Here is a 22,000-nt window from a genome sequence, read left to right on the forward strand (position 1 = left end):
TCGCGTGCCCGGTAGTCAGGCCGCCGGGGAGGTGCTATGCCGGTATCGACCCCGGCTGGCGTGTTCACGGGAACGTGCCGGTCGCCATGCATTCCGGCATGGGACACCGTTGTCCGCCCGACCTTCCGCGCACAAGGAGCATCAGGTGAACGAGCAGCAGTTCGACCGCATCCGAAACGGCAAGGGATTCATCGCGGCCCTGGACCAGAGTGGGGGCAGCACCCCCAAGGCCCTGCGCCTGTATGGCATCGGCGAGGATCGCTATGCCTCGGACGCCGAGATGCTGGCCCTCGTGCACGCCATGCGCACGCGCATCATGCGCAGCCCGTCCTTCGGCGCGCAGTGGATACTGGGGGCCATCCTGTTCGAGGATACCCTGTACCGAGCCGTGGATGGTTCGCCCACTGCCGACTACCTGTGGGAAAAGAAGGGAGTGGCGCCGTTCCTCAAGGTGGACAAGGGACTGGCGGAGCCGCGCGACGGCGTGCAGTTGATGCGGCCCATCGGCAACCTGGAGGCTCTGCTGCGCGAGGCCGCGGCCCGCAACGTGTTCGGCACCAAGATGCGCTCGGTGATCAAGGAAGCCGACGAGCGCGGCATCGCCGACGTGGTGGAGCAGCAGTTCGACGTGGCCGGAACGATCATGGCGCACGGGCTGGTGCCGATCATCGAGCCCGAGGTGGACATTCACAGCCCGGTGCAGCATGAATGCGAAGTGATCCTGCTGCGCGAGGTGCGGCGGCAACTGGCAAGGCTGCCTTCCGAGGCCAGGGTGATGTTCAAGTTTTCCCTGCCCGCCCGGGACGACTTTTACCGGGAACTCATGGACGACCCGCACGTGGTGCGCATCGTGGCCCTGTCGGGCGGGTACAGCCGGGACGAGGCCAACGCCCGGCTGGCGCGCAACCACGGCCTCATCGCCAGTTTTTCGCGGGCGCTGACCGAAGGGCTGGACGACCGGCAGAGCGATGCGGAATTCGACGCGGCGCTGGCACATGCCGTACGGTCCATCCACGAGGCGTCCCTTACGTAAGCCATCCGGTGCGACGGATACATCGGGGGCGCCGGATACATTCGGGGCGGCCGCACCCGCCGTGCGGTTGCCGGAAACGGAGATGCCCATGATCTATGTGGTCAGCGCCTGTCTTGCGGGCGTTGCCTGCCGCTTCGACGGAGAGGCCAACCCCCGCGAAGGGGTCATCGAACTGGTGCGGCAGGGGCTGGCCCTGCCGGTCTGTCCCGAACAGCTGGGCGGTTTGTCCACGCCGCGTCCGCCGTGCGAACTGCGCGACGGCAGGGTGCTGTGCCGCGAGGCCGACGGCGCCCTGTCCGATGCCACGGACGCCTTTGTCAAAGGAGCCGAGGAAGGCGTGCGCCTGGCCCTGCTGGCGGGCTGCACCGAGGCCATCCTGAAGGCGCGCTCGCCCTCGTGCGGGTGCGGGCGCATCTATGACGGCACCTTTTCCCGTACGCTGATGGCGGGTGACGGCCTGTTCGCCGCTGCCCTGCGCAAGGCGGGCATTACGGTACGCTGCGACGAATAGTCCGCTAGGGGCTGTTTCTAAATTGTCCTTTCGCCCGTTGGCATCGTCAAACTTCACCCGCCATAGCTTTGCTGTCCTTATCCGTAAGGTTCGCTTCACTCACCTAACGGCTAAGGCTCGGTCAAATACGATAAGAGTACGCTCTGCGGTCGCCATCCGTAATGCTCGAAGACTCGCATAACGGCTGCCGCACTCCCTCATGGCGGGCTTGTTTTTCTTGCCAACGAACGAAAAACCTAATTTAGAAACAGCCCCTGGTCCGCCCTGCGCATGGCGCCGGAACGGGCAACGCGCGGCCTGCCAAGCCAGTCAGGTCGGCCAGGCGAGACGGGTCAGTCAGGAGACACGGGTCAGCCAAGTCAGTCAATCCAGACGGGTTCGGCGCGACAAGGTCTGGAATTTCCGAGGCCGGAAGGGGAGCGGTTCCCTTTCCGGCTTCGTGCGTTCCGGCGGGGAGGCGGAGGGGGGACCGCCGGGGGGATGGCATGTGCGGATACCGCATGCCCGATGCGTGGGGAAGACATGAGCCCATGCATGCCTTCGTGCCAGTGGCGTATGCAAGTGGCGCGTGCCGAAAGGGCGATGCACTCGATCGCATCCGGTGTGCTGCCCTGCTTGCTGCGGGTATGGCGGGTGTCTTGCTTTTGCACACGTGCAGCCCTTTTGTGCAAAACTGATGTGCATCGTGTTGCACAAATGGAGTCTGCACATTTCCTCGAAAAATATTAACATGCTGAAAATAAACATTTTCAATGTTTGGCACGCCCTGTGCTAATTCTCTGTCAGCGCATGACAACGCTGCCCTTCGCAGAGTGCAAGAGCCTGATCCCCCTGCTTCCCTGACCGCCGCGACCCGCCGGTCGCGGCGGCCCCCCCTCCCCGGCACCACGGTGGAAGGGCGGAACAGGAACCGGAAAGGGACGAGGCGCCCGAAGGCAACCCACGTGCGGCCCGGCACGTTCCGGGCGGCAGGGGAACTCCGCGAGACCTTCGCGGATACGGTGGACGTGTGGCGTCCCGTTCCCCCACCGCTCCTGGCCTCTCTCCGGTTCCCCCTTGCGGAGAAAGGCACGGGCAATGAATTCGCGGCAACGGCAGCCGGGCCAAGGCGACGGCCCGGACGACCGAAGCGATACGGGAGCACCGGCAGACAGCCGCACTGCACCCGCACTGTGCCGGACCGACCTCCTCCTGTCCGCACGGTATCTCCAGCCGGGGGCTCGGAGCCCCCGGAAGCGACCAGCGGCCGCCACGGCGACCGACGACATAGTGCCCAAAGCACACGAGACAGCGACCAGCCCAAACTCCTCCTTCGTTGATGCAGTGACCGCAGGGGCGGCGGGACAGCCCACCCGCCGCCCCCCCCTGGAAACCCTCCTTGCTCCCCCTTGCACTCTTGGACATCCGACCCCCTTGCGGAACCCCGGCCACCCTGGCCGGGGTTCTGTTTTGGCGCGACGGGCACGGAACACCGCAGGGAAAAGAGGCGGCGGTCGGCAATCAATCCATTACCCGATCACGCGCATCGCCCCCTCCGCGCTCCGTACGTTGACACCGTTCGCCCCGCGCGACTACCATCACGCGGAGTTCCGGGGCGTTCGCGCGCTGCCGGAGTTCCCCCACCCTTGCAATCCCCCAGCCCCAGAAGGACAGGCATGGACAGCTACATCGTTCGCGGCATCCTCATCGGCGGTTCCCTCGGCGTGTTCGCTGCGCTGCTGGGCCTTAGCGACAGCATTCCCCGCGCCTTCGGCGTGGGCATGATCGGCGGGTTTCTGGCGGGCATCACCCTGGAACGCCGCCGTCGCCGGAAGTAGCCGCACCCCGCCGCTCCCTTCCGTTTTCAGCGCAACGCCATTTTCCGCCTGCACCGCATGGTGCACGCGCCAATGCAAACGGGCCGCCCCGGCAATGCCGGAGCGGCCCGTGTCGCGTCGTGCGCGGTGCGGCCTGCTACTTCTTGGCTTTTGCCGCCGCCTCCAGCGCCATGTCCACGGCGTCGGAGAACAGGTCCAGCGGCAGCGAACCGCGAATGACCAGGTCGTTGACCAGAAAATACGGGGTGCCCTGCACGTTCAGCGCGCGGGCCTCGGCCATGTCTTCCTCTATGGATTCCTTGACCTTCTTGCCCTTGATGTCCTGGGCCAGGCGCTTCATGTCCAGCCCCGCCTCGGCAGCGGCCTTCTTGAGGAAGGGTTCGCCCTCGGCCACCAGCTTTTCGCGGTCGCGGAACACGGTTTCGTAGAACGCCCATGCTTTTTTGCCGTCCTGCATGCCCGCGGCCACGTGGTACTCGGCGGCGAGACGCGCGTTGTCGTGGCTGTCCAGCGGCATGTGCTTGAAGACGTAGCGCACCTTGTCCTTGTAGTTGGCCAGCAGCAGTTCCATGGTGCCGGCGGCCTGCTGGCAGTAGGGACAGGTGAAGTCGGAGTAGGCCACGATGGTGACCGGCGCGTTGGCCGGGCCGCGCATGGGGCGGCCTTCCAGGTTGGCCTTCTTGGGCTGGGTCTGGTCCACCTGCCACTGGGCGAGCAGCGCCTTCTTGCGGCGCACGTTGGAGCCCTGCTGGGCGATTTCCAGCACGGTTTCGCTGTTGTCGCGCAACACCTGCATGATCAGTTCGGGGTTTTCCTTCAGCAGGTCGCGCAGGGCGGCCTTCAGTTCCTCGTTGGAGGCGGCCTGCGCGGGCGCGGGAACCACAGCGGTGGCGGCAAGGGCAAGCGCCAGCAGCAGGGCAATGGACAGGGTGCGAAGCATGCGTCTTCTCCCGGAAAAGGGGGGATGGAGGGCGGGGCAGGCGCCGCCGGAAGGCATGTCCGGAGTGGGCGAAAGCCGGGCGGACGGGACGGCGGGCGGCGTGCGACGGTACCCGCCCCTTCTACACGCCCGCGATTGCGGGGGCAAGTTCGCGAGTGTCCGCCAACGCTGGCGGGCGCGGTGTGCAAGGGTGTGCGGGCGGGGGCGAAGGGTGCGGGATGGCGGGATGGGAATGAAGTCGGGCGGCGGCGACGACGCGGCAAGGAGGTGTCCGCATCGCCGCCGCACGCCCGGTCTACCGTCGGAGTGTGGGCGGGTCAGGGAGAGATGCTGTTGACGGCGGGGCTTGGGCAGCCCTAGGCCATGCCGAAAAACCGGGCGCACGCCACGGCGGCCATGCCCACGGCAATGGTGCCGAAGAAGCTGCCCGTGCGCCACGCCAGCAGCGTGGCGGGCACGGCGGCCAGCAGGTACAGGTTGTCGGCGGCCACGTGCACCGCGCCCTGCTTCATGATCAGGTCCGGGGCCAGCAGGGCGGCCAGCACCGCAGGCGGCACAAAGGACAGCCAGCGGGTGATGACGGGGTTCAGCTCGCGCTGCGACAGCAGTTGCAGGGGCACGGCGCGGGGGATGTAGGTGACGGCAAGCATGCCGCACAGCATCAGGAAGAAGGTGGTGGTCATGTCCGGTCTCATTGCGGTGCGCGGCTACAGGGTGGGGGCGCGGCCCGGCTCGCCGAGGCCCGCAAGATCATCCATGGCATCGGGGGCGACGACAGTGCCCCGCTCACCAGTCGCGCCAGTCGCGCCAGTCGCGCCAGTCGCGCTGGCGGCGTGCTGCGCGGCGTGCTGCGCGGCACCTGCCCGCGCGGGCAGCAGGGTGCACAGGGTGGCCGAGCATACCGTGGCGATGATCACGTTCCACTGCCCGGCCCCGGCCAGCGCCAGCAGCACGGACAGCACCCCGGCCAGCACGGCGGCCAGCGCAAAGCGCCGGGCCTTGCGGCAGTATGGCAGCAGCAGGGCGATGAACATGGCGGGCAGGGCGTAGTCCAGCCCCAGCGGGCGCACGTCTGCCACCAGTTCGCTGCCGAACACGCCGATGATGGTGCCGATGACCCACGCGGACTGCGCGGTCATGTTCAGGGCCAGGGTTTCGGCGCGGGGCGGTTCGGGGCGCGCATCGCCGGGGGCCGAGGGCAGGCGGCTGACGTGCAGGGCAAAGGTTTCGTCCGTAAGCTGGAAGGCGAACAAGGCTTGCAGCGCGCGCGGCCAGCGGCGCAGGGCCGGGGCCAGCGCGGCGGACATGAGCAGGTGGCGCAGGTTGACCACGAAGGTGGTCAGCACCACCGTGGCCGGGGATGCCCCGCCCGCCAGCAGGCTGACCGAAATGAGCTGGGCGGACCCGGCGAATACCATCAGCGACATGCACACTGCGCCGGATGCGGGGATGCCGGTCTTGCGGGCCAGCACGCCAAAGGCGAAGGCCACCGGCACGTAGCCAAGCACGATGGGCAGGGCCTGGCGCATGCCGGACAGCACGGCGGCCATGCGGGGCGCGGGGGTGATGCCCCCGACAGGGGGTGATGACGGCGAGTGTCCCTTGCCGGGCGACGAAGCGGTATCCATGGTGCAACCTCCGGGTTGCACATGACCATGAAATCTGTCACCTGAACAGATACAGTCAAACAGAAAAACAAGCATAACAGATGGCGTGGTTGCTGGATTCCGGCTGAACAGCCGCGCCGCTTCGCGTATTCCCCTAGCGCATCCCCTGCCCACCGCACCCGCACGGAGGCCCCATGCCCCCCCGCCCCTTAGCCGCGTCAGCCCACGGTATCGATCTGGTCCCCCTTGTCGCTGAGGACGCCGGTTTCGATGCATCCGCCGCCGACTCCGCCGCCTTCCACTACCACCGCGTTGAGCGGCATGTGGCGGACATGATCCAGTCCGGCAGGTTCCGCCCCGGCGACCGGCTGCCCTCGCTGCGCGGGCTGGCCACCTCCATGGGGCTGTCCATCGCCACCGTGGGCCACGCCTATCTGGAACTGGAGCGCAAGGGCATCATCGAGGCGCGGCCCCGGTCCGGCTATTTCGTGCGCCAGGGCATGCGCGGCCTGCCCGTGCCGCAGGCCCGCCCGGCCCCGCCCACCGGCCCGCGCGAGGTGAACCGCGCCCGGCTCATCTCCACCGTGCTTGAAGCCGTGGGCAACCGCGATCTGGTGCCCTTTGGCGTGCTGTGCCCGGACGAAACGCTGCTGCCGGGCCGGGCGCTGGGGCGCATATTGTCCGAGGTGATGCGTTCGCGCGCGGGCGAGGCCGCCGCCTACGCCACCATTCCCGGCGACCTGGAACTGCGCCGCCAGATTGCCTGGCGGCACCGCGAATGCGGCGTGGGCGCGGGGCCGGACGACATCCTGATTACCAACGGCGCGGTGGAGGCGCTGTACATCGCCCTGCGCTGTCTGACCCGGCCCGGCGACATCGTGATGATCCAGTCGCCCACCTACTACTGTTTCCTGCAACTCATCGAATCGCTGGGGCTGCGGGCCATCGAGGTGCCCAGCACGCCGGAGGCGGGCGTGGACCCGCGCGACGTGCGGCACATTCTGGACCGGCACCGGGTGGCGGCGTGCGCCTTTTCGCCCAACTTCAACAATCCGGACGGCAGCCTGACCCCGGACGACGCCAAGCGCGAGATACTGGCCATGCTGGCCGAGCGGGGCATCCATCTCATAGAAGATGACGTGTCCACGGACCTGCACTACGGCCCCTCGCGCCCGTCCACCTTTCTGCAATGGGACGTGCACGGACTGGTCACGCTGTGCTCGTCGTTCTCCAAGACCGTGGCGCCGGGCTTTCGCATGGGCTGGATGGTCACCGGGCGCATCGGCGAGCGCGCGCGGGAGATAAAGGCCACCACCAACGTCTGCGGGGCCACCCTGACCCAGTTCGCCATGGCCGAATACCTGCGCCAGGGGCTGTTCGAACGGCAACTGCGCCGTCTGCGCACGGCCTTTTCGCGCCAGATGCAGGCCATGCGCATGCACTTGGCCGACTGCTTTCCGCCCGGCACCGGGGTGACCCGGCCCGAAGGCGGTGGGGTGCTGTGGGTGGAACTGCCGCCCGGCACCGACGGTGTGGAGCTGTTCTTTCGCGCGCGGCAGGCGGGCATATCCGTTGCGCCGGGGGCCGTGTTCAGCACGCAGGAAAAGTTCGCCAACTACCTGCGCCTTGGCTGCAACGGCCTGTGGAACGAGCGCATGGCCGAAGGGCTGCGTACCCTGGGGCGGCTGGCCGGGGAGTGCCGGACGGGAACGGGGGCGGAGTAGGAAGGGGGCAGGGTGAAGGCCGGGCGGGATTGGACTGGACTGGGGCAGGCAGCTACCGCAAAGGATATGGCAGGCATGACACGGGCCGGAGGAGTGATCCTCCGGCCCGTTGTGTTTTTATTGAGAATGGGGACCGGGGGGCTGATGAGGGGCAGGGTGGAGTAAAGAGCGGAATGGGGGGCCGGGCGGCATTGTCGTGTTCCCGGAGGTTCTCCGGTTTTTTGCGTCATGGCGGGGCACCCTTGGGACCGCTCCGCAACCCCCTTCCGATCCCCCTGTGGCCGGATGTGCCCGCAAGGCATGGGATACGCTGGCTCCGCGCCATTGGGGCGTGCATTTCCTCTGGCGGCGGGGCGCCTGCAACCCGCCCCGCCGCTTTGCCTGCGCCATATCGGCATGCCGCATGGCGTCCGAAGCTTCACACCCATCTATACATGGAGGCGCGTATGACCTACGGCTTGTTCACGTCCGGACTGAAGAACGCCGATGACCCTCGCCGCCGCAAGTTGGCGGGTTCGCTGGAAGGCGTTGTGGGCCGCGCCCGTTCGGCGCGCACCATGCAGGATTGGTATGGAGAACTGGTGCAGGGCATCCGCACCATCGACGCCTTTGGCCACGACGGGCAGGGCATGTTGCCCGATGACGAGGACAAGGACTGGCGGCAGCGCTTCCAGCGCAGCATGTTCGACGACACTGGCGTTCACGAACTGCAAGATTATGCCGGGTTCCGGCAACCCCGCGACCGGGGGTACGACGTGTTGCAGGAAGAACGCATGCGCGACATTTTCGAACGCAGGAACGTCCCGCAGTTGGCACGGCAGATTCCGGAGACCGAAAAGGAGAGACGGTTTCCCAGGCTCCGCGAGGTGACAGGTGAAGAGCGCACCTTGCCAGGCGCTGCCGAAACCAGGGGCGAGTTGGTTCCGCTTTCGCACAACGCCGGAAGCGACTCCGTCCCCGAACGTAACAACGCGCCGGGCACGCGTTGGTGGGAACGCGCCATGGAGGCGGCCTTTCCGCAGGACGTGCACCCCTGGCAGCGGCGTACGCCTTCCGCCGGGCGGGAGCGTTCACCCCGCGTTGACGCAATGTTGCGGCAATGGCCCGGCGCACCGGATGCGACGAGCGACGACGATCTGGCGCTGCGCGGCGGCACGGTCCCGACGCGGGAAACGCAGGATGATCCCTTTGCGGGCACCCTGATGGCGGCCAACCGCAACGGCAGCGCCCGGCAGAACCGCAGCGCCATGGATGCGGGGGGCGGCGCAGGACGCGGATCAGCAGGCGGCAAGGCCACGCCGGGCCGCCGTACCCCGCCATTGGAGGATTTCGCCGACCCTTCGAAGAACATCCTGCGGCCGGACAAGATACTGGACTACTACCGCAAGCCCGGCGACATCACCGCCTTGCACGAAACCACGGCCAAGGGATTGGAAACCGTATCCCAATCGGGGTCGTGCGGGCCGTACCAGTTGACCGGGGGGACGCTGGGAGATTTCATGAAAAGCCGTGAAGCGGCGAACCTGCCGGAAGAATACCGAGCACTGAAGGACGACCCCAAGGCCATTGCCGCCGCATGGCCGGAAATGGCCCGCAAGCATCCTGACGCGTTGGCCGCCGCCAACGAGGCGTTTATTCAGAGGACGCATTACCAACCGACACTGAAAGCCTTTGAAAAAGCAGGGCTTGATACTGGATCGGAGGTCATTCAAAATGCGGCGTACTCCATGGGGGTACTCAGAGGGCCGAACGCATTTTCGAAAAACGTGGTGAAGCATCTTCCGGATAGCGACACACTGAGGAAGATGGGTGTGGAAGAGCAGTTGGATGTATTGGGTAAGGCGTTCAAGACGGGGTATAAGGGGGATACTGAAGTTGAGAAAAGAGTTGACTACGAGTTTAATGGGAATTTGAAAAATCTCCAGCAAGCATTGGAACCCAAAGCGGAGGCTTCAGGTGGTGAGGAGTAGGATTGCACATTTTGCAATGCTTGTTTTTTTTCTCTTCTATGCACAAGGCGATGCATCATGTGAGGAAGGACATGTTTCCCGCACAGGAATAGTGGGCAGGGGATCGATATATTACTCTGGGACAAGCTCCGGGCTGGGGATTGACCCACGAGTTACGCGTAGTATCCATGCAGTCTGCGCATTCGGTGATCTGTGCCGTATAGTGGGTGTAGAAAAAAAAATAGAGCGCCTTGGCAACGAGTTTGTCCTTGTCAGTTCGGTGCGGCGTCTTGTGGCAGCAACACCTGGGGATTTCGACGTAACAGGCGTTCTTGGCAGGCAGACGGATGGCTATCTGTTTTTGAGCTCCCCGCAGGTCACGGAGGACAATCTGGTAATTCCCGAAGGTTTTCCTCTGGAAAGCAAGGTGCGGGCCGTGTGTGCGGAAGGTGACGTATGCCGGGTCCGAGGCAAAGGCACGCGAGACCCCTCATGGTGGCAGATGGTCATGCCCTCGGAATTGCACGAGGTGGAACTGGTGCGGCGCGCCCGTCTGGTGACAGTGGAAATGACGGGTGTCTATTCCGGCGGCAGCATGGGCAATTTCGATATCGTCGGGGACGAGGAGGACCAGTTTCTCGACGGGTTGGAGCGGTTCGCGCATACCCCCGTGGGGCGCACCATGCCTTCCTGCGAGCGGTACCGGGTGGTCGCGCTGGTACGGGATACCGATCCCCACCGCGTGGTGGACCTGCTGGCCGTGGGCTGTGCCCGTCCGGACAAGGATGCCATTCCGGCGGCGGTGGAGGGTGGGCTGCAATAAGCCAGGTGTGCCAGGCGCGGGTGGACGGATGCGCGAAAGGGTGCCGCCAGACGTCCGGCACGGGTCGCGGGCGGCTGTGGGGTGGGCTTAACATAAGTATATTGTTGGCCATTCTAGGAGCCCGTGGACACTGGGGCTTTCATGAAAAGCCCCGAAGCGGCGAACCTGCCGGAAGAATACCGCGCACTGAAGGACGACCCCAAGGCCATTGCCGCCGCATGGCCGGAAATGGCTCGCAAGCACCCTGACGCGTTGGCCGCCGCCAACGAGGCATATATCCAGAGGACGCATTACCAGCCGACACTGGACGCCTTTGAAAGGGCTGGCCTTGATACGGGGTCGGAAGCCATTAAAAGCGCGGCGTTTTCCATGGGGGTGCATACAGGAGGTGGGGGATTTGCAAAGCACTTTGAAAATTTGATGCCAAGCAAGGGAGAGTTGGAGAAGATGGATGTCAAAGGTCAACTGGATGCTCTTTCAAATGCTGTGCATCAACGATTTGGCGAGGAAAGCGAAATTGGAAGGCGCGTTTCTTCAGAGTACGTAAATTTAAAGAACTTGCATGATGCACTGGTTTCTCAGGGAGAGCAAAATGGCGAGGAATAAGTGGCCGTTAATCATTTTAATGCTGGTCTTTGTTGCTTGGGCAATGCTTGGCACGGCGCAAGCCGAGGTAGTCGAAGGCATTGTGGGTTCCTCTTATATTCGCACCAGTCAGGGAGACGTTGCGTACCGCGACGAGGGTGACCCATTTCCCGCAAGGATACACGAGGTGTGCGCGTTCGGCGACTTGTGCCGCATAACCGGAACAGTGGGACCCACGTTGCGCATCGGACCCGCGTTCATGCGCATCGAAGGCGTACGGCGGTTGTCCGCAGCGCCACGCGTGCCCTTCGACGTCACGGGCAGGGTACGCAAGACGAGCAAGGGATACTGGACCGTTTGGGCATCGGGGGGCACTCCGGCACTTTATTTCATGGGGACGTCGCAGGCTGCCCGGCGGATTGCGGCGACATGCGCCGACGGGGATATCTGCCGGGTGCGCGGCTTGGGGACCTCGGACGAGGAAGACAGGCGCAGGGTCATGCCCGCCGTGGTGCAGGGCGTTGAGCTGGTTCGGCGCGCACGGCTGTTGACCGTGGAGATTGTCGGCACAAGGGGGTGCGGCAGCCTGCCCGTATGCTATGTGATGGGTGATGGGGACGAATACCTGGAAGGGCTTGAGAATTTCTGGGGTACGCCCGTGGACAGGAAAGCCCCCACATGCGAGCGGAACCGGGTTATTGCTCTGGTACACGATACCGACCCGGAGCTGGCCGTTGACCTGCTGGCCGTGGGCTGCGCCCGTCCGTACCCGGATGACATTCCGGCGGCGGTGGAGGGTGGGCCGCAGTGAGTCGGGTGTGCCAGGCGCGGGTGGACGGACGCGGGAAATGATGCCGCCGGGCAACCGGCACAGGTCGCGTGCGGCTGGGGGGAGGGACTGAAAACAGAGGGCAAAACCACGCAACCGGGCCGAAGGAGTGATCCTTCGGCCCGTGGTATTTGCGGGAGATGGGGTGACGTGGACGCGCAGGCCGGGGCGCGGGCTACCGCGCCAGCGGGTCTGTGTCGCTTTCCGGCGCGAAGAAGAAGGCGGTGTCGAAGGGGCCGAAGCTGCCGGTGTCGGCCATGATGGTGAAGAATTCCACCCGGCCGTAGCGGCGCAGGCGCTCTTCGGTCACGCCGTTGCGGGCGTAGTAGTCTGCGCGGGGCTGCGGGTTGCGGGTTTCCGTCAGGTCGTACACGGCCTCGTCGGTTTCGCCCCAGGCGTGCAGCACCCATTTGCCGTGCAGGTGCAGCCAGGCGTGCACCACGCGGCAGTCCTCGCATTCGCTGGCCACTTCCAGCGCGGCGTCGAAGCAGGACGGGCGGTGCGCCCCGGCGGCGCACTGGCAGTCGTGGTCATGGTCGTGGCCGCAGCCGCAGGCGTCGGCTTTGGGGGGCTGGAAAGGATCGTGGCTGTGCATGGGGTATCCTTGCGCGCCGCGTTGCGGCGGTGGTGCGTGGCGATGGTTGCGCGGGTGTCGGCAGGGTGCGCTGCGCGCGGTGGCGCGGATGTCTGCAACGCACAGGTCCGCCGCCCGAACCCGCCCGGACCTGGTCTGGCCCGGCCCGGTGACGGTGCGCTGAAAGGGCGGTGCGCGTCAAGATGCCGGGATGGGCTGCTTTCGTACCGCAGTCACTCCCCGGCGGCATCCCCTTCGCCCAGCGCCAGCAGGGCCGCGCCCAGGGCGTTGCCCACGTCGTAGCGGGCCGGAAAGGTTACCGTGGTGGACAGCGCCCGCGCGACGGCGGGCAGCAGGTGGCGCGACGCCGCGCCAATGCCCACCATGGGCACCCCCAGCGCCACGTTGACCCGCAGCAGTGCATGGCGGTGCCGTTGGGCCAGGTACGCTGCGAAGTTGCCGCCCACCTCGCGCCGGGCCACGTGCTGGACCACGGCATCCTCGATGCGCTGGCTGGCGGCGGCCAGCACGGCGCGGGCCGCGTCCTGCGGGGTATTGGGTGGGGTATTGGGCGGGGTGTCGGGCGAGGTGGCGGGCACATCGGAAACGGTATCTGCCCCGGCGACAACCCCGGCCCCGGTATTCTCCCGTGCCCCTTCGTCCTTTGCAACGGGCGGCAGCAGTGCGGCCAGCGCCCGCGCACCGGCCAGCGCGGCGGCGGTGTTGCCCGTTCCGGGCGGCAGATCAGGCACATCGGAAAGATCCAGCAGGCCCAGCACATGCAGGGCATCGGTGGGGGTGAATCCGGCCACCTGCACCACGCGCTGGCGCACCAGCCTGTCGATGGCCCGCTCCAGCGTGCTTTCCGGCAGGCGCAGCGCGCGCAGCAGGTCGCCTGCCGGGGTGGGGCCATGGGCGTTCAGGTGGTCCAATACCGCGCGCTCGGCGGCGTCAGCGGATTGGGGGGATGGGCCGGATGGGCCAGACAGGGCGGACAGGCCGGACGGGGCAGGCCCCGCCTTTTCATCGCATGCATCCTCACGGCGCACGGGACAGATGCACCGCGCCTGGCCCCCGGCGCGCAGCCACTCTGCCGGGTCCGGCAGGGGACCGGCCATGCACAGCGGCACCACCCGCAGCGGCCCCACGGACAGCGTGCCGTCCGCATCCGGCCGGACAAGGCTGTCGCCGCCCACGCCCACGGTGAACATTTCCACGGCTTCCACGTGGGTTTCCCAGTCGCCTACCACCATGCCGTCGGCCTGGATGACCGGGCGGCCCCGGCGCAGCAGGGTGACGTCGGTGGTGGTGCCGCCCACGTCCACGATCAGGGCGTCCGGCGGAGGCGGGGCGGCGCTGCCTGCTGTTGCGGATGGCGACGCATCCGGCGCTGTGCCCGCAGCCTTGGCATGCGCTGCCATATCGCCCGCGTTCCCGGCGTCTTCATTTTCACTGGGCAGCCTGCCAGCTGCATGCGCCGCACCGTACCCGGCCATGGCGGCAGGGCCGCTGGCCACGGTGGCCGATGCGTTGCGCAGGGCCGCATCCATGGGCATGGCCGTGGCGTCGCCACGCACCACCACCACGGGGGCGGCAATGCCCAGACCCGCGAGCGCGGTGCGCACCCCGTCCAGAAAGCGCCGCATTACCGGCAGCAGGCGGGCGTTGAGCACCGCCGTGGCCGCGCGCTCCTTCATGCCCGCGCGCGAACTGGCCAGGTGCGAGCAGAACACCGGCTTGGGGTCCACCATGCCGATGGCCCGTTCCGCCACCAGTTCGTGGGCCGGATTCACGAAGCTCATCATGCCGCACACGGCGTAGGCGTCCACCCGGTTCTGCATCAGGCGGATGGCGTCCACCAGCCGGTTCAGGGCCAGCGGCTCCTCTTCCGACCCGTCCAGCTTGTGGCCGCCGGGGATGGCATCCATGGAGGCGCAGGGCACGGTGATGCGCCCGGCGTAGCCGATGATGAACAGCCCCACCTCGGCCCCCTGCCCTTCCACCACGGCGTTGGTGGCGAGGGTGGTGGACACGGAGACGAGATCAACGGCGCTGGCGGGCAGGCCGGACGCGGCCAGCGCGGCGGCCATGGCCCCGGCCATGCCCCGGCCAAGGTCGTGGTGGGTGGTGGGCCGCTTGGCCGATGCCACCACCCGGCGGGTGGCGGCGTCCACCAGAACGGCGTCGGTGCAGGTGCCGCCGGTGTCCACGCCCATGACGTAGCGGATGGGGCGCGTGGGCTGGGCGGATTGGTCAGGCTGGTCGGCTGCGTTGCTGGCGGCGAAGGTGTCGGCTTGGCTGGTCATGGAAAAACCTTGGAATGCATGGGGATGATGTCGAAAATCCGTTGGGCGCAAGGGCAACCGGAAAGTCCGGTCCGGGACAGCTTCAGGCCAGTTTCAGGCCATTCTCGACAGGTCGCTCCGGCACGGCCAGCACCACGCTGCCGTCTGCCTGCGCAAAGCCGGTGACCAGAAATTCCGAGCGGAACGGCCCGATCTGCCGGGGCGGAAAGTTCACCACGCCGATGATCTGGCGGCCCAGCAGGTCGTCCGCCGTGTACAGGTGGGTGATGCGCGCGCTGGACTTCAGCACGCCGATGCCCGGCCCGAAGTCGGCCCACACCTTCCACGCAGGGCTGCGGGCCTCGGGAAACGGCTCCACCTGCACGATGGTGCCGGTGCGCAGTTCCACCTTCTCGAAATCGTCCCAGGTGATGGCGGGCAGGCCGGAAGCGGCGGCGGGGGTGGTCATGTGCGTTTCTCCCGTTATGCATAGTGATGCGTGGCGTCTGCGGCATGCTGTCGCATGCGGCCAGCTGTTGCCCGTGGACTGGCCATGAACGGGCCATGTACTCACCCGGACGCGCAGGTTGCGGCGCACGGCAGTGCGGACCGGATCATTCGCCTCTGGTGGCGGCGAACAGCATCCCTTCGGTGACGGACGAGCTGCGGTAGCCGGTGCGGCCCAGGCAGGCCGCATCGTGAAATCCCGCCTCGCGGAGCATGGCCAGGAACTCCGTTCCCGGTACGGCGCCGCCTTGTCAGCGAAACCAGCTGGACACCACGTCCGCGCCCTGCGGGGCGGGGCCGTCCAGCATCTGGTCGGCCAGGCGCAGGCGGCCACCGGGCCGCAACACCCTGTGGATTTCGCGCAATGCGGCGGGCTTGTCCACTATCAGGCTGAACACCCCGTTGGAAATGACCACGTCGAAGCTGCCGGAGGCAAAGGGCAGGCTCTCCGCACCGGTCTCCACGAAGCGAATCCGGGCGGACTGGCGGTCTGGCCCGAACGGGTCCGGTCCAGACACGTCCGGTTTCGACACATCCGGTCCAGACACGTCCGGTCCAGGCGGGTCTGGGACGCGCTCCATCGAGGACGCGGCTGTATTCGTTACGGTACCCATGGCGGCCAGATTGGCGCGGGCGCGGTCCAGCATGTGCGGGCTGGCGTCGGCCCCGGTCACCGCGCCGTCCGGCCCGGCCAGCAGGGCGGCGCACAGGGTGTCCACCCCGGCACCGCAGCCCACGTCCAGCACGGCATCGCCGGGGCGCACCGGGCAGGCGGCCAGTTCCGGCGGCAGGCAGCGGTCGCGGGGGGCGGCGGGGCCGTCGCCTGTCTCGTCGCCAAAGCGCACCGGGGCATCCAGTTCCGCGTCCGGCATGTCGCAAAAGATGTCGCCGGGCACGCCGCTGCCCGAAGCGGACGGATACCCGGCAGGCGGCGACGGCGGCAGCAGGCACACCGGCGGCCACACGCAGGCGTCCACCGTGGCGAAGGGGTTGCCCACTCCGCAGAAATGGGCGCGCACCGCGGCGGGCAGGCGACCTGTGAGCGCAGCGTCATAGCCAAGGCCAGCCAGCCCGGCATCGCCCACCGGGTAGCGGAACTTGCCCTCCGGCCCCTGAGACACGGAAATGAAACGGTCGCGCACGGCGCGGGCCACCAGCGCCCGTTCCGCCGGGCCGAGCGCGGCAGGGCCTTTCGCGCCGGGTGTGCATCCGGACTGCGACAGGGTCGGTGGCAGGAGCGGTGACAGCGAGGCGGGAGCGAAAGCGGCGGCCCCACCCGGGGCCTGCGGCGGCGCTCAGGCCCCGGTGGCGCAGGAATCGCCCGCAAGGGGCGGCGTGCGGCGGTGCATGGGTTCCTCGTGGTGGAGGTTGCGATGGGGGCGCGGGCCGGTTTGCCCATTGTGTGCGGTCCGCCCGGTGCACCCGGTGTGGGGTGGGCCGCGTGGTATGCGGCCTGCCTGTGGCCGTCATAGGGGGCGGCGCGGCGTGCCGTCAATCAGGGCGGGGAGAGCGGCGAGCGCGGCAGGTCAGATGCGCCGGTGCGCGTGGCACGAAAACGGGGCGCAGGTGTCCCCGCACAACATCACACAAAAGAGGGGCGCGGGGCTTTGTTTCCCCGCGCCCCATGGCGTTATGCATCCTGCCGTGGCGTTTGGCTATTCCCCGGCGGCCTCGGCCAACTGGCGGCCCAGGGCGCGGCAGCGTTCCAGCCCTTCATCGTCGGGGTTCCAGGCCTCGCGGGCGGGGTCGCCCACCTGCGAGAAGCCGCACCTGGCCAGCCGTTCGGCCAGCACCTTGGGCGATTCGCCGCTCCAGCCATACGAGCCGAAGGCGGCGGCCTTCTTGCCCCGGAACTTCAGCCCCTCCACCTCTTCCAGCAGGCCCGCAACAGAGGTCAGCACGCCCCGGTTCACCGTGGGCGAACCCACGGCCAGCACCTTGGACCGGAAGATCTGGGTGATGATGTCGTTCTTGTCCACCAGCCCGGAATTGAACAGCTTCACCGTCAGCGTGGGGTCGGCCTGCACGGCCCCGGCGGCGATGGCCTCGGCCATGCGCCGGGTGGAATTCCACATGGTGTCGTACACCACGGTCAGCTGGTGCTCGGCGTAGTTGGCCGCCCATTGCTGGTAGCGCTGCACGATCTGCAGCGGATCCTTGCGCCAGATCACCCCATGGCTGGGGCAGATCATGTCCACGGCCAGGCCCAGGGCCAGCACCTCGTCGATCTTTTTCGTCACCAGCGGGCTGAACGGGGTAAGGATGTTGGCGTAGTACTTGATGGCTTCCGCCCACAGTTCGCACTCGTCCACCAGGTCGGCGAACATCAGCTCCGAGGCGTAGTGCTGGCCGAAGGCGTCATTGCTGAACAGCACGTTCTCGCCGGTCAGGTAGCACATCATGGAATCGGGCCAGTGGAGCATGGGCATTTCCACGAACACCAGCTCGCAGCTGCCCAGCGACAGTGTGTCGCCGGTGCGCATCACCCGGAAGTCCCAGTCCACGTGGTACTGGCCCTTCAGCGATTTTACCCCGTTGGCCGAGCAGTACACCGGCGTCCTGGGGATGTGGCGCATCAGTTCCGGCAGGGCGCCGCTGTGGTCCGGCTCGCCGTGGTTGGCCACCACGTAGTCGATGGACGCAAGGTCCACCACCCGCGCCAGATTCTCCACGAATTCGCGCGCGTATGGCCCCCACACCGTTTCGATGAGCGCGGTGCGTCCACCGGGGTCGCGCACCAGGTAGGCGTTGTAGCTGGAGCCCTTGTGGGTGGAATATTCCTGCCCGTGAAAGGTGCGCAGTTCCCAGTCGATCTTGCCCACCCAGTGGACGCGGTCGGTCAGTTGCATGTCCTGCCCTCCGTGCGGCGCGTGTGGCACACCCGTCGGGTCGCGCCGCGTGACCCGATGGATGGAAGGGACGGGTGAAAAAAGAGGAATGCCTATGCTTGCAGGCTGGCAGGTTGCGCGTCCGGTGTCAACAGACCGGAATGCGGGCCGGGCCGGGGTTTCCCGGTGGGCAAGGGATGGGAGGGGCGGACGGACGAGGGGGACAGGCGACTGCGGGCACGGAAAACGGCGGAGGGGAAAACCCTCCGCCGTTGGTGTGGTGAATGCCCCCGATGCCCCGGCGGGAACCCATGGAAGGGATTCCGTGAATCCGGGGCGGTTCGGGTTGCGGACCGCCGGGTGCCAGTGCGCCCGGCGGATGGTGCGCGACATGCGCGCGTGCGGTGCGGTTGCCAACGGGCGCGGTCCGGGCCAGCCCTGCCCGTTCGTCCGCCTGCCTGTTCTCCGCCTGCCGGGCATGGCCAGCCCTGTCTGGCTTGCCAGTCCGGCTTGCGAGACCCGGGTCTGCCTGTGCAGGCGTGGACCTGTTCGGGCTCAGGCGTGGCATCCGGCGCGCGGTTCTTCACCGGGCACCCACACGCATTCTTCGGACGAGGCGCGGGGGATGCTGACGGTCAGCACCCCGTCGTTGACCGAGGCGGAAAGGCCCTCGGCCACCGCGTCGTCCGGCAGCACCAGGATGCGCCGGAAGCTGCCGGGTTGCCGTTCCATGCGGTGCCATCCCAGCCCCTTGTCGCGCGAGGAGGACCGCGTGCGGCCCGTGATGGACAGCCGGTTGCCCTCGGTCTTCACGTGCAGGTCGGCGGCGTTGCCGTCGCCCATGCCGTTGTCCTCTACGCGCGAGAGGCCGGGCACGTCGGCCACGACCACGTAGGTGTCGTTTTCCACCGCGATGTCCACGTCCAGGCGGCGGGTGTCGTCAAAGCCGCATTCGGGCGCCTGGCTGGGCAGAACCTCGTACATCAGCTCCTCTGCACCGGCCAGTTGCATCAGTCTGCGCAGCTTTTCCTCCTCGCTGGCGCATTCCACGTCGAAGGGAATGGGCGCCACGAGGCTGCCGTCGTCACGCCGGTCGGAACCGGCGTCGTCGCGTTCGGCACCCTTGCGGAACCAGTTCCGGGGGTGCAGTGCGTCCAGTTTCATGGCGTTCCTCCGTTGTCTTCACCGGCGGGCATGCGTTCTCCCGCCGGAAGTCCCCATGCCGGTTGCCGGGCGCAAGGCCCTGCCGGGGCCAACTGCCGACACTTTCGGCCAGTGGCGGCAAGTTCCGCCAGTACGGATTCGTTCTTGCCAGCCTTGAAAGGTCGGGCGCATACGGCCGCGGCAAGTGGGGCAAGTGGGGTGGGCCAGGCGGCGTGCGCCGGGCCATACTTGAAAATAATTATCATCAGCAAAAAGGCAACGGCATGCACCGTGATTTTGCCTTTGCAGACGCTCCGGTGCGGAACCCGGCGGAAGCGGGGGGGCGTTGCAATGGGCGGCCTGGCCGGGTATGTCCTGAAAATGGGGACCGAGCCCGCGTTGCCGCGCGCGGCTCCTCATCCGGGCAGCAGATATGGCGGGTCATGCCCCGTTTTGCCTGCCTTCAGCGGTTCACTTCGCGTATCGCCGTTTCCGGCCCGTATCGTCCGCCAACATACAGGAGCACAACATGACGCAGCGCGTTCAGGTGGGTGGCTTGCAGATCGCAGCGCCGCTGTATGACGTCATAGTCCGCGACATCGCGCCGGGCACCGGCGTGGACCCCGACAGGTTCTGGACGGCCCTCGAGAACATGGTGGAAACCATGGCCGACAAGAATCGCGCCCTGCTGGCAAAGCGGGCGGAATTGCAGGATGCCATCGACGCCTGGCACCGCGAGCGGCGGGGCACGCCGCACGATGGGGCCGCCTACGAGGCCTTTCTGCGTTCCATCGGCTATCTGGTGGCCGAAGGGCCGGACTTTGCCATCACCACCGAAGGGGTGGACCCGGAAATCGCCCTGGTGGCCGGGCCGCAGCTGGTGGTGCCCATCACCAACGCCCGCTATGCCCTGAACGCCGCCAATGCCCGCTGGGGCAGCCTGTATGACGCCCTGTACGGCACCGACGTGATTTCCGAAGACCCGGCGCAGGGCGGCGCGCCGCGCGGCAACGCCTACAATCCCGCACGCGGGGCGCTGGTGGTGGCGCGGGCCGCCGCCTTCCTGGACGAGGCCTTTCCGCTGGCCAGCGGGAGCCATGCCGACGCAACCCGCTACGACGTGCGCGACGGCAAGCTGGTGGTCACCCTGAAGAACGGCGCGGCAACGGGCCTTGCCGACCCCGCCCGTTTCGCCGGGCATGCGGGCGCGCCTGCCGAGGGCAACGGCGCGGTGCTGCTGCGCAACCACGGCCTGCACGCGGAAATCCGCATCGACCGCGAACACGCCATCGGCCGCGAGCACGCCGCCGGGGTGCGCGACGTGGTGATGGAAGCGGCCATGACCACCATCCTTGACTGCGAGGATTCGGTGGCCGTGGTGGACGGCGCGGACAAGGCCCTGGCTTACCGCAACATGCTGGGCCTGTTCCGGGGTGACCTTTCGGCGGAATTTCCCAAGGGCGGGCGCAGCGTGCTGCGCATCCTGAACCCCGACCGCGAGTACACCGGGCCGGACGGCGCCGCGTTCACGCTGCCGGGCCGCAGCCTGATGCTGGTGCGCACCGTGGGCCACCTGATGACCACCGACGCGGTGCTTACCCGGTCCGGCGAAGAAATTCCCGAAGGCATGCTGGACACCATGGCCACGGCCTACATCGCCCTGCACGACCTGCGCGGCACGTCCAGCTTCCGCAACAGCCGCACTGGCGGGGTGTACATCGTCAAGCCCAAGCAGCACGGGCCGGAAGAGGTGGCCTTTACCGCAGAGCTGTTCCGCATGGCGGAAGACGCCCTGGGCATGCCGCGCAACACGATGAAGATCGGCATCATGGACGAGGAACGCCGTACCACGGTGAACCTGAAGGAATGCATCCGCGCGGCGGCGGAGCGGGTCATCTTCATCAATACCGGCTTTCTGGACCGCACCGGCGACGAAATCCACACCTGCATGGAGGCGGGGCCGGTGGTGCGCAAGAACGCCATGCGCGGCGAACGCTGGATCATCGCCTACGAGGACTGGAACGTGGACACGGGCCTGGCCTGCGGCCTTGCCGGGCGTGCCCAGGTGGGCAAGGGCATGTGGGCCAAGCCCGACATGATGCGCGAAATGGTGGAAACCAAGATCGGCCACCCCAGGGCGGGCGCCAACTGCGCGTGGGTGCCCTCGCCCACTGCCGCCACCCTGCACGCCATGCACTACCATGCCGTGGACGTGGCAGCCGTGCAGAAGACCCTGGCGGGCAAGCGCCGCGCCACCCTGGCCGACCTGCTGACCCTGCCCCTGATGTCTCCCGCGTCCCGCCCCACCCAGCAAGAGGTGGACGAGGAACTGGCCAACAACGCCCAGTCCATTCTGGGCTATGTGGTACGCTGGGTGGATCAGGGCATCGGGTGTTCCAAGGTGCCGGACATCACCGACGTGGGGCTGATGGAAGACCGCGCCACCCTGCGTATTTCCAGCCAGCACATCGCCAACTGGCTGCACCACGGCGTCTGCACCCGCGAGCAGGTGGTGGCGGTGCTCAAGCGCATGGCCGCCGTGGTGGACCGCCAGAACGAAGGGGATCCGGCCTACCGGCCCATGAGCGCCGACTTTGACGCCAGCGTGGCCTTTCAGGCCGCGTGCGACCTGGTGCTGCTGGGGCGCGAGCAACCTTCGGGCTATACGGAACCCATCCTGCATGCCCGCAGGCAGGAGGCCAAGGCCAGGTTCGGTCTGGCGTAAGCGGGATGGCGCACACAGCGCCCGATGCCTGTACTCGATGAACGACGCCCCCGCCGGAAGACAACTTCCGGCGGGGGTTTTGCGTTGGCTGGCGGAAGAGGCTGGCTGCGGGGCCATGTG

The 22,000-nt window shown here is 67.2% G+C and carries 18 protein-coding genes; 9 read left to right on the plus strand and 9 right to left on the minus strand.

Translation table 11 applies throughout. The features are described 5' to 3' along the window. Window positions 1-145 precede the first annotated feature (145 nt). The 3 genes from DESTE_RS11420 to DESTE_RS18000 all read left to right on the plus strand — a co-directional run bounded on the left by DESTE_RS11420 (window position 146) and on the right by DESTE_RS18000 (window position 3,361). Window positions 146-1,033, plus strand: coding sequence for a fructose bisphosphate aldolase (locus DESTE_RS11420; RefSeq protein WP_035067740.1), 888 nt, complete (start codon window positions 146-148; stop codon window positions 1,031-1,033). Between the two features lie 88 nt (window positions 1,034-1,121). Then, entirely contained in the window at window positions 1,122-1,544 is a 423-nt protein-coding gene (locus DESTE_RS11425; RefSeq protein ID WP_035067742.1) for a 2-thiouracil desulfurase family protein, read from the plus strand. A gap of 1,655 nt (window positions 1,545-3,199) precedes the next feature. Continuing rightward, a complete protein-coding gene (locus DESTE_RS18000) occupies window positions 3,200-3,361 on the plus strand; it encodes a hypothetical protein (protein ID WP_035067744.1) in 162 nt (53 codons plus the stop codon). 136 nt (window positions 3,362-3,497) lie between these two features. Here the strand turns inward: DESTE_RS18000 and DESTE_RS11435 are convergent, their stop codons facing one another. From DESTE_RS11435 to DESTE_RS11445, 3 genes are all read right to left on the minus strand, one after another. Then, complete coding sequence (locus DESTE_RS11435) at window positions 3,498-4,301, minus strand: DsbA family protein (RefSeq protein ID WP_035067746.1); 804 nt, start codon at window positions 4,299-4,301, stop codon at window positions 3,498-3,500. 356 nt (window positions 4,302-4,657) lie between these two features. Continuing rightward, window positions 4,658-4,984 (minus strand): AzlD domain-containing protein, encoded by a 327-nt coding sequence (locus DESTE_RS11440; protein WP_035067748.1) that lies wholly within the window; start codon window positions 4,982-4,984, stop codon window positions 4,658-4,660. Between the two features lie 24 nt (window positions 4,985-5,008). After that, the gene (locus DESTE_RS11445) at window positions 5,009-5,929 is read right to left on the minus strand and encodes an AzlC family ABC transporter permease (RefSeq protein ID WP_035067750.1); all 921 of its coding nucleotides are present in this window, start codon (window positions 5,927-5,929) and stop codon (window positions 5,009-5,011) included. 173 nt (window positions 5,930-6,102) lie between these two features. Between DESTE_RS11445 and DESTE_RS11450 the strand changes: the two genes are divergently transcribed. From DESTE_RS11450 to DESTE_RS11470, 5 genes are all read left to right on the plus strand, one after another. Beyond that, window positions 6,103-7,632, plus strand: a complete 1,530-nt coding sequence (locus DESTE_RS11450) for an aminotransferase-like domain-containing protein (protein WP_035067751.1) — start codon at window positions 6,103-6,105, stop codon at window positions 7,630-7,632. 446 nt (window positions 7,633-8,078) lie between these two features. Continuing rightward, on the plus strand, window positions 8,079-9,602 hold the full coding sequence (locus DESTE_RS11455; protein WP_035067752.1) for a VgrG-related protein: 1,524 nt from the start codon (window positions 8,079-8,081) through the stop codon (window positions 9,600-9,602). A gap of 487 nt (window positions 9,603-10,089) precedes the next feature. Then, window positions 10,090-10,404 carry a hypothetical protein gene (locus tag DESTE_RS11460; protein WP_156925332.1) on the plus strand — a complete coding sequence of 105 codons (315 nt, stop codon included), beginning with the start codon at window positions 10,090-10,092 and terminating at the stop codon, window positions 10,402-10,404. A 141-nt stretch (window positions 10,405-10,545) separates the two neighbouring features. Then, window positions 10,546-11,010, plus strand: a complete 465-nt coding sequence (locus DESTE_RS11465; RefSeq protein WP_156925333.1) for a VgrG-related protein — start codon at window positions 10,546-10,548, stop codon at window positions 11,008-11,010. Further along, window positions 10,967-11,800 carry a hypothetical protein gene (locus DESTE_RS11470; RefSeq protein ID WP_156925334.1) on the plus strand — a complete coding sequence of 278 codons (834 nt, stop codon included), beginning with the start codon at window positions 10,967-10,969 and terminating at the stop codon, window positions 11,798-11,800. Before DESTE_RS11465 ends, DESTE_RS11470 begins: the two co-directional genes overlap by 44 nt. A 193-nt stretch (window positions 11,801-11,993) precedes the next feature. On the opposite strand, the gene DESTE_RS11475 is transcribed toward DESTE_RS11470, so the two are convergent. From DESTE_RS11475 to DESTE_RS11500, 6 genes are all read right to left on the minus strand, one after another. Continuing rightward, complete coding sequence (locus DESTE_RS11475) at window positions 11,994-12,413, minus strand: hypothetical protein (RefSeq protein WP_035067756.1); 420 nt, start codon at window positions 12,411-12,413, stop codon at window positions 11,994-11,996. A 212-nt stretch (window positions 12,414-12,625) separates the two neighbouring features. Continuing rightward, window positions 12,626-14,698 (minus strand): hydantoinase/oxoprolinase family protein, encoded by a 2,073-nt coding sequence (locus DESTE_RS11480; protein WP_245590827.1) that lies wholly within the window; start codon window positions 14,696-14,698, stop codon window positions 12,626-12,628. An 82-nt stretch (window positions 14,699-14,780) separates the two neighbouring features. After that, a complete protein-coding gene (locus DESTE_RS11485; RefSeq protein ID WP_035067757.1) occupies window positions 14,781-15,146 on the minus strand; it encodes a tRNA-binding protein in 366 nt (121 codons plus the stop codon). Between the two features lie 289 nt (window positions 15,147-15,435). Next, window positions 15,436-16,326, minus strand: coding sequence for a class I SAM-dependent methyltransferase (locus tag DESTE_RS11490; protein WP_245590828.1), 891 nt, complete (start codon window positions 16,324-16,326; stop codon window positions 15,436-15,438). A 513-nt stretch (window positions 16,327-16,839) separates the two neighbouring features. Then, complete coding sequence (locus DESTE_RS11495; protein WP_035067760.1) at window positions 16,840-18,033, minus strand: anaerobic nitric oxide reductase flavorubredoxin; 1,194 nt, start codon at window positions 18,031-18,033, stop codon at window positions 16,840-16,842. Window positions 18,034-18,567: 534 nt separating this feature from the next. Beyond that, window positions 18,568-19,176 carry an Hsp20/alpha crystallin family protein gene (locus DESTE_RS11500; protein ID WP_035067762.1) on the minus strand — a complete coding sequence of 203 codons (609 nt, stop codon included), beginning with the start codon at window positions 19,174-19,176 and terminating at the stop codon, window positions 18,568-18,570. 508 nt (window positions 19,177-19,684) lie between these two features. Here DESTE_RS11500 and DESTE_RS11505 point away from each other — a divergent pair. Then, complete coding sequence (locus DESTE_RS11505) at window positions 19,685-21,880, plus strand: malate synthase G (protein ID WP_035067764.1); 2,196 nt, start codon at window positions 19,685-19,687, stop codon at window positions 21,878-21,880. Window positions 21,881-22,000 lie beyond the last annotated feature (120 nt).

It is taken from the genome of Nitratidesulfovibrio termitidis HI1 (genome assembly GCF_000504305.1).
Classification (GTDB): domain Bacteria; phylum Desulfobacterota; class Desulfovibrionia; order Desulfovibrionales; family Desulfovibrionaceae; genus Cupidesulfovibrio; species Cupidesulfovibrio termitidis.

Coding starts and splice junctions, on each gene's coding strand:
- DESTE_RS11425 (WP_035067742.1), top strand. CDS start 1,122: ATGATCTATGTGGTCAGCGCCTGTCTTGCGGGCGTTGCCTGCCGCTTC.
- DESTE_RS18000 (WP_035067744.1), top strand. CDS start 3,200: ATGGACAGCTACATCGTTCGCGGCATCCTCATCGGCGGTTCCCTCGGC.
- DESTE_RS11435 (WP_035067746.1), bottom strand. CDS start 4,301: ATGCTTCGCACCCTGTCCATTGCCCTGCTGCTGGCGCTTGCCCTTGCC.
- DESTE_RS11440 (WP_035067748.1), bottom strand. CDS start 4,984: ATGACCACCACCTTCTTCCTGATGCTGTGCGGCATGCTTGCCGTCACC.
- DESTE_RS11445 (WP_035067750.1), bottom strand. CDS start 5,929: ATGGATACCGCTTCGTCGCCCGGCAAGGGACACTCGCCGTCATCACCC.
- DESTE_RS11450 (WP_035067751.1), top strand. CDS start 6,103: ATGCCCCCCCGCCCCTTAGCCGCGTCAGCCCACGGTATCGATCTGGTC.
- DESTE_RS11455 (WP_035067752.1), top strand. CDS start 8,079: ATGACCTACGGCTTGTTCACGTCCGGACTGAAGAACGCCGATGACCCT.
- DESTE_RS11460 (WP_156925332.1), top strand. CDS start 10,090: ATGCCCTCGGAATTGCACGAGGTGGAACTGGTGCGGCGCGCCCGTCTG.
- DESTE_RS11465 (WP_156925333.1), top strand. CDS start 10,546: ATGAAAAGCCCCGAAGCGGCGAACCTGCCGGAAGAATACCGCGCACTG.
- DESTE_RS11470 (WP_156925334.1), top strand. CDS start 10,967: ATGATGCACTGGTTTCTCAGGGAGAGCAAAATGGCGAGGAATAAGTGG.
- DESTE_RS11475 (WP_035067756.1), bottom strand. CDS start 12,413: ATGCACAGCCACGATCCTTTCCAGCCCCCCAAAGCCGACGCCTGCGGC.
- DESTE_RS11480 (WP_245590827.1), bottom strand. CDS start 14,698: ATGACCAGCCAAGCCGACACCTTCGCCGCCAGCAACGCAGCCGACCAG.
- DESTE_RS11485 (WP_035067757.1), bottom strand. CDS start 15,146: ATGACCACCCCCGCCGCCGCTTCCGGCCTGCCCGCCATCACCTGGGAC.
- DESTE_RS11495 (WP_035067760.1), bottom strand. CDS start 18,033: ATGCAACTGACCGACCGCGTCCACTGGGTGGGCAAGATCGACTGGGAA.
- DESTE_RS11500 (WP_035067762.1), bottom strand. CDS start 19,176: ATGAAACTGGACGCACTGCACCCCCGGAACTGGTTCCGCAAGGGTGCC.
- DESTE_RS11505 (WP_035067764.1), top strand. CDS start 19,685: ATGACGCAGCGCGTTCAGGTGGGTGGCTTGCAGATCGCAGCGCCGCTG.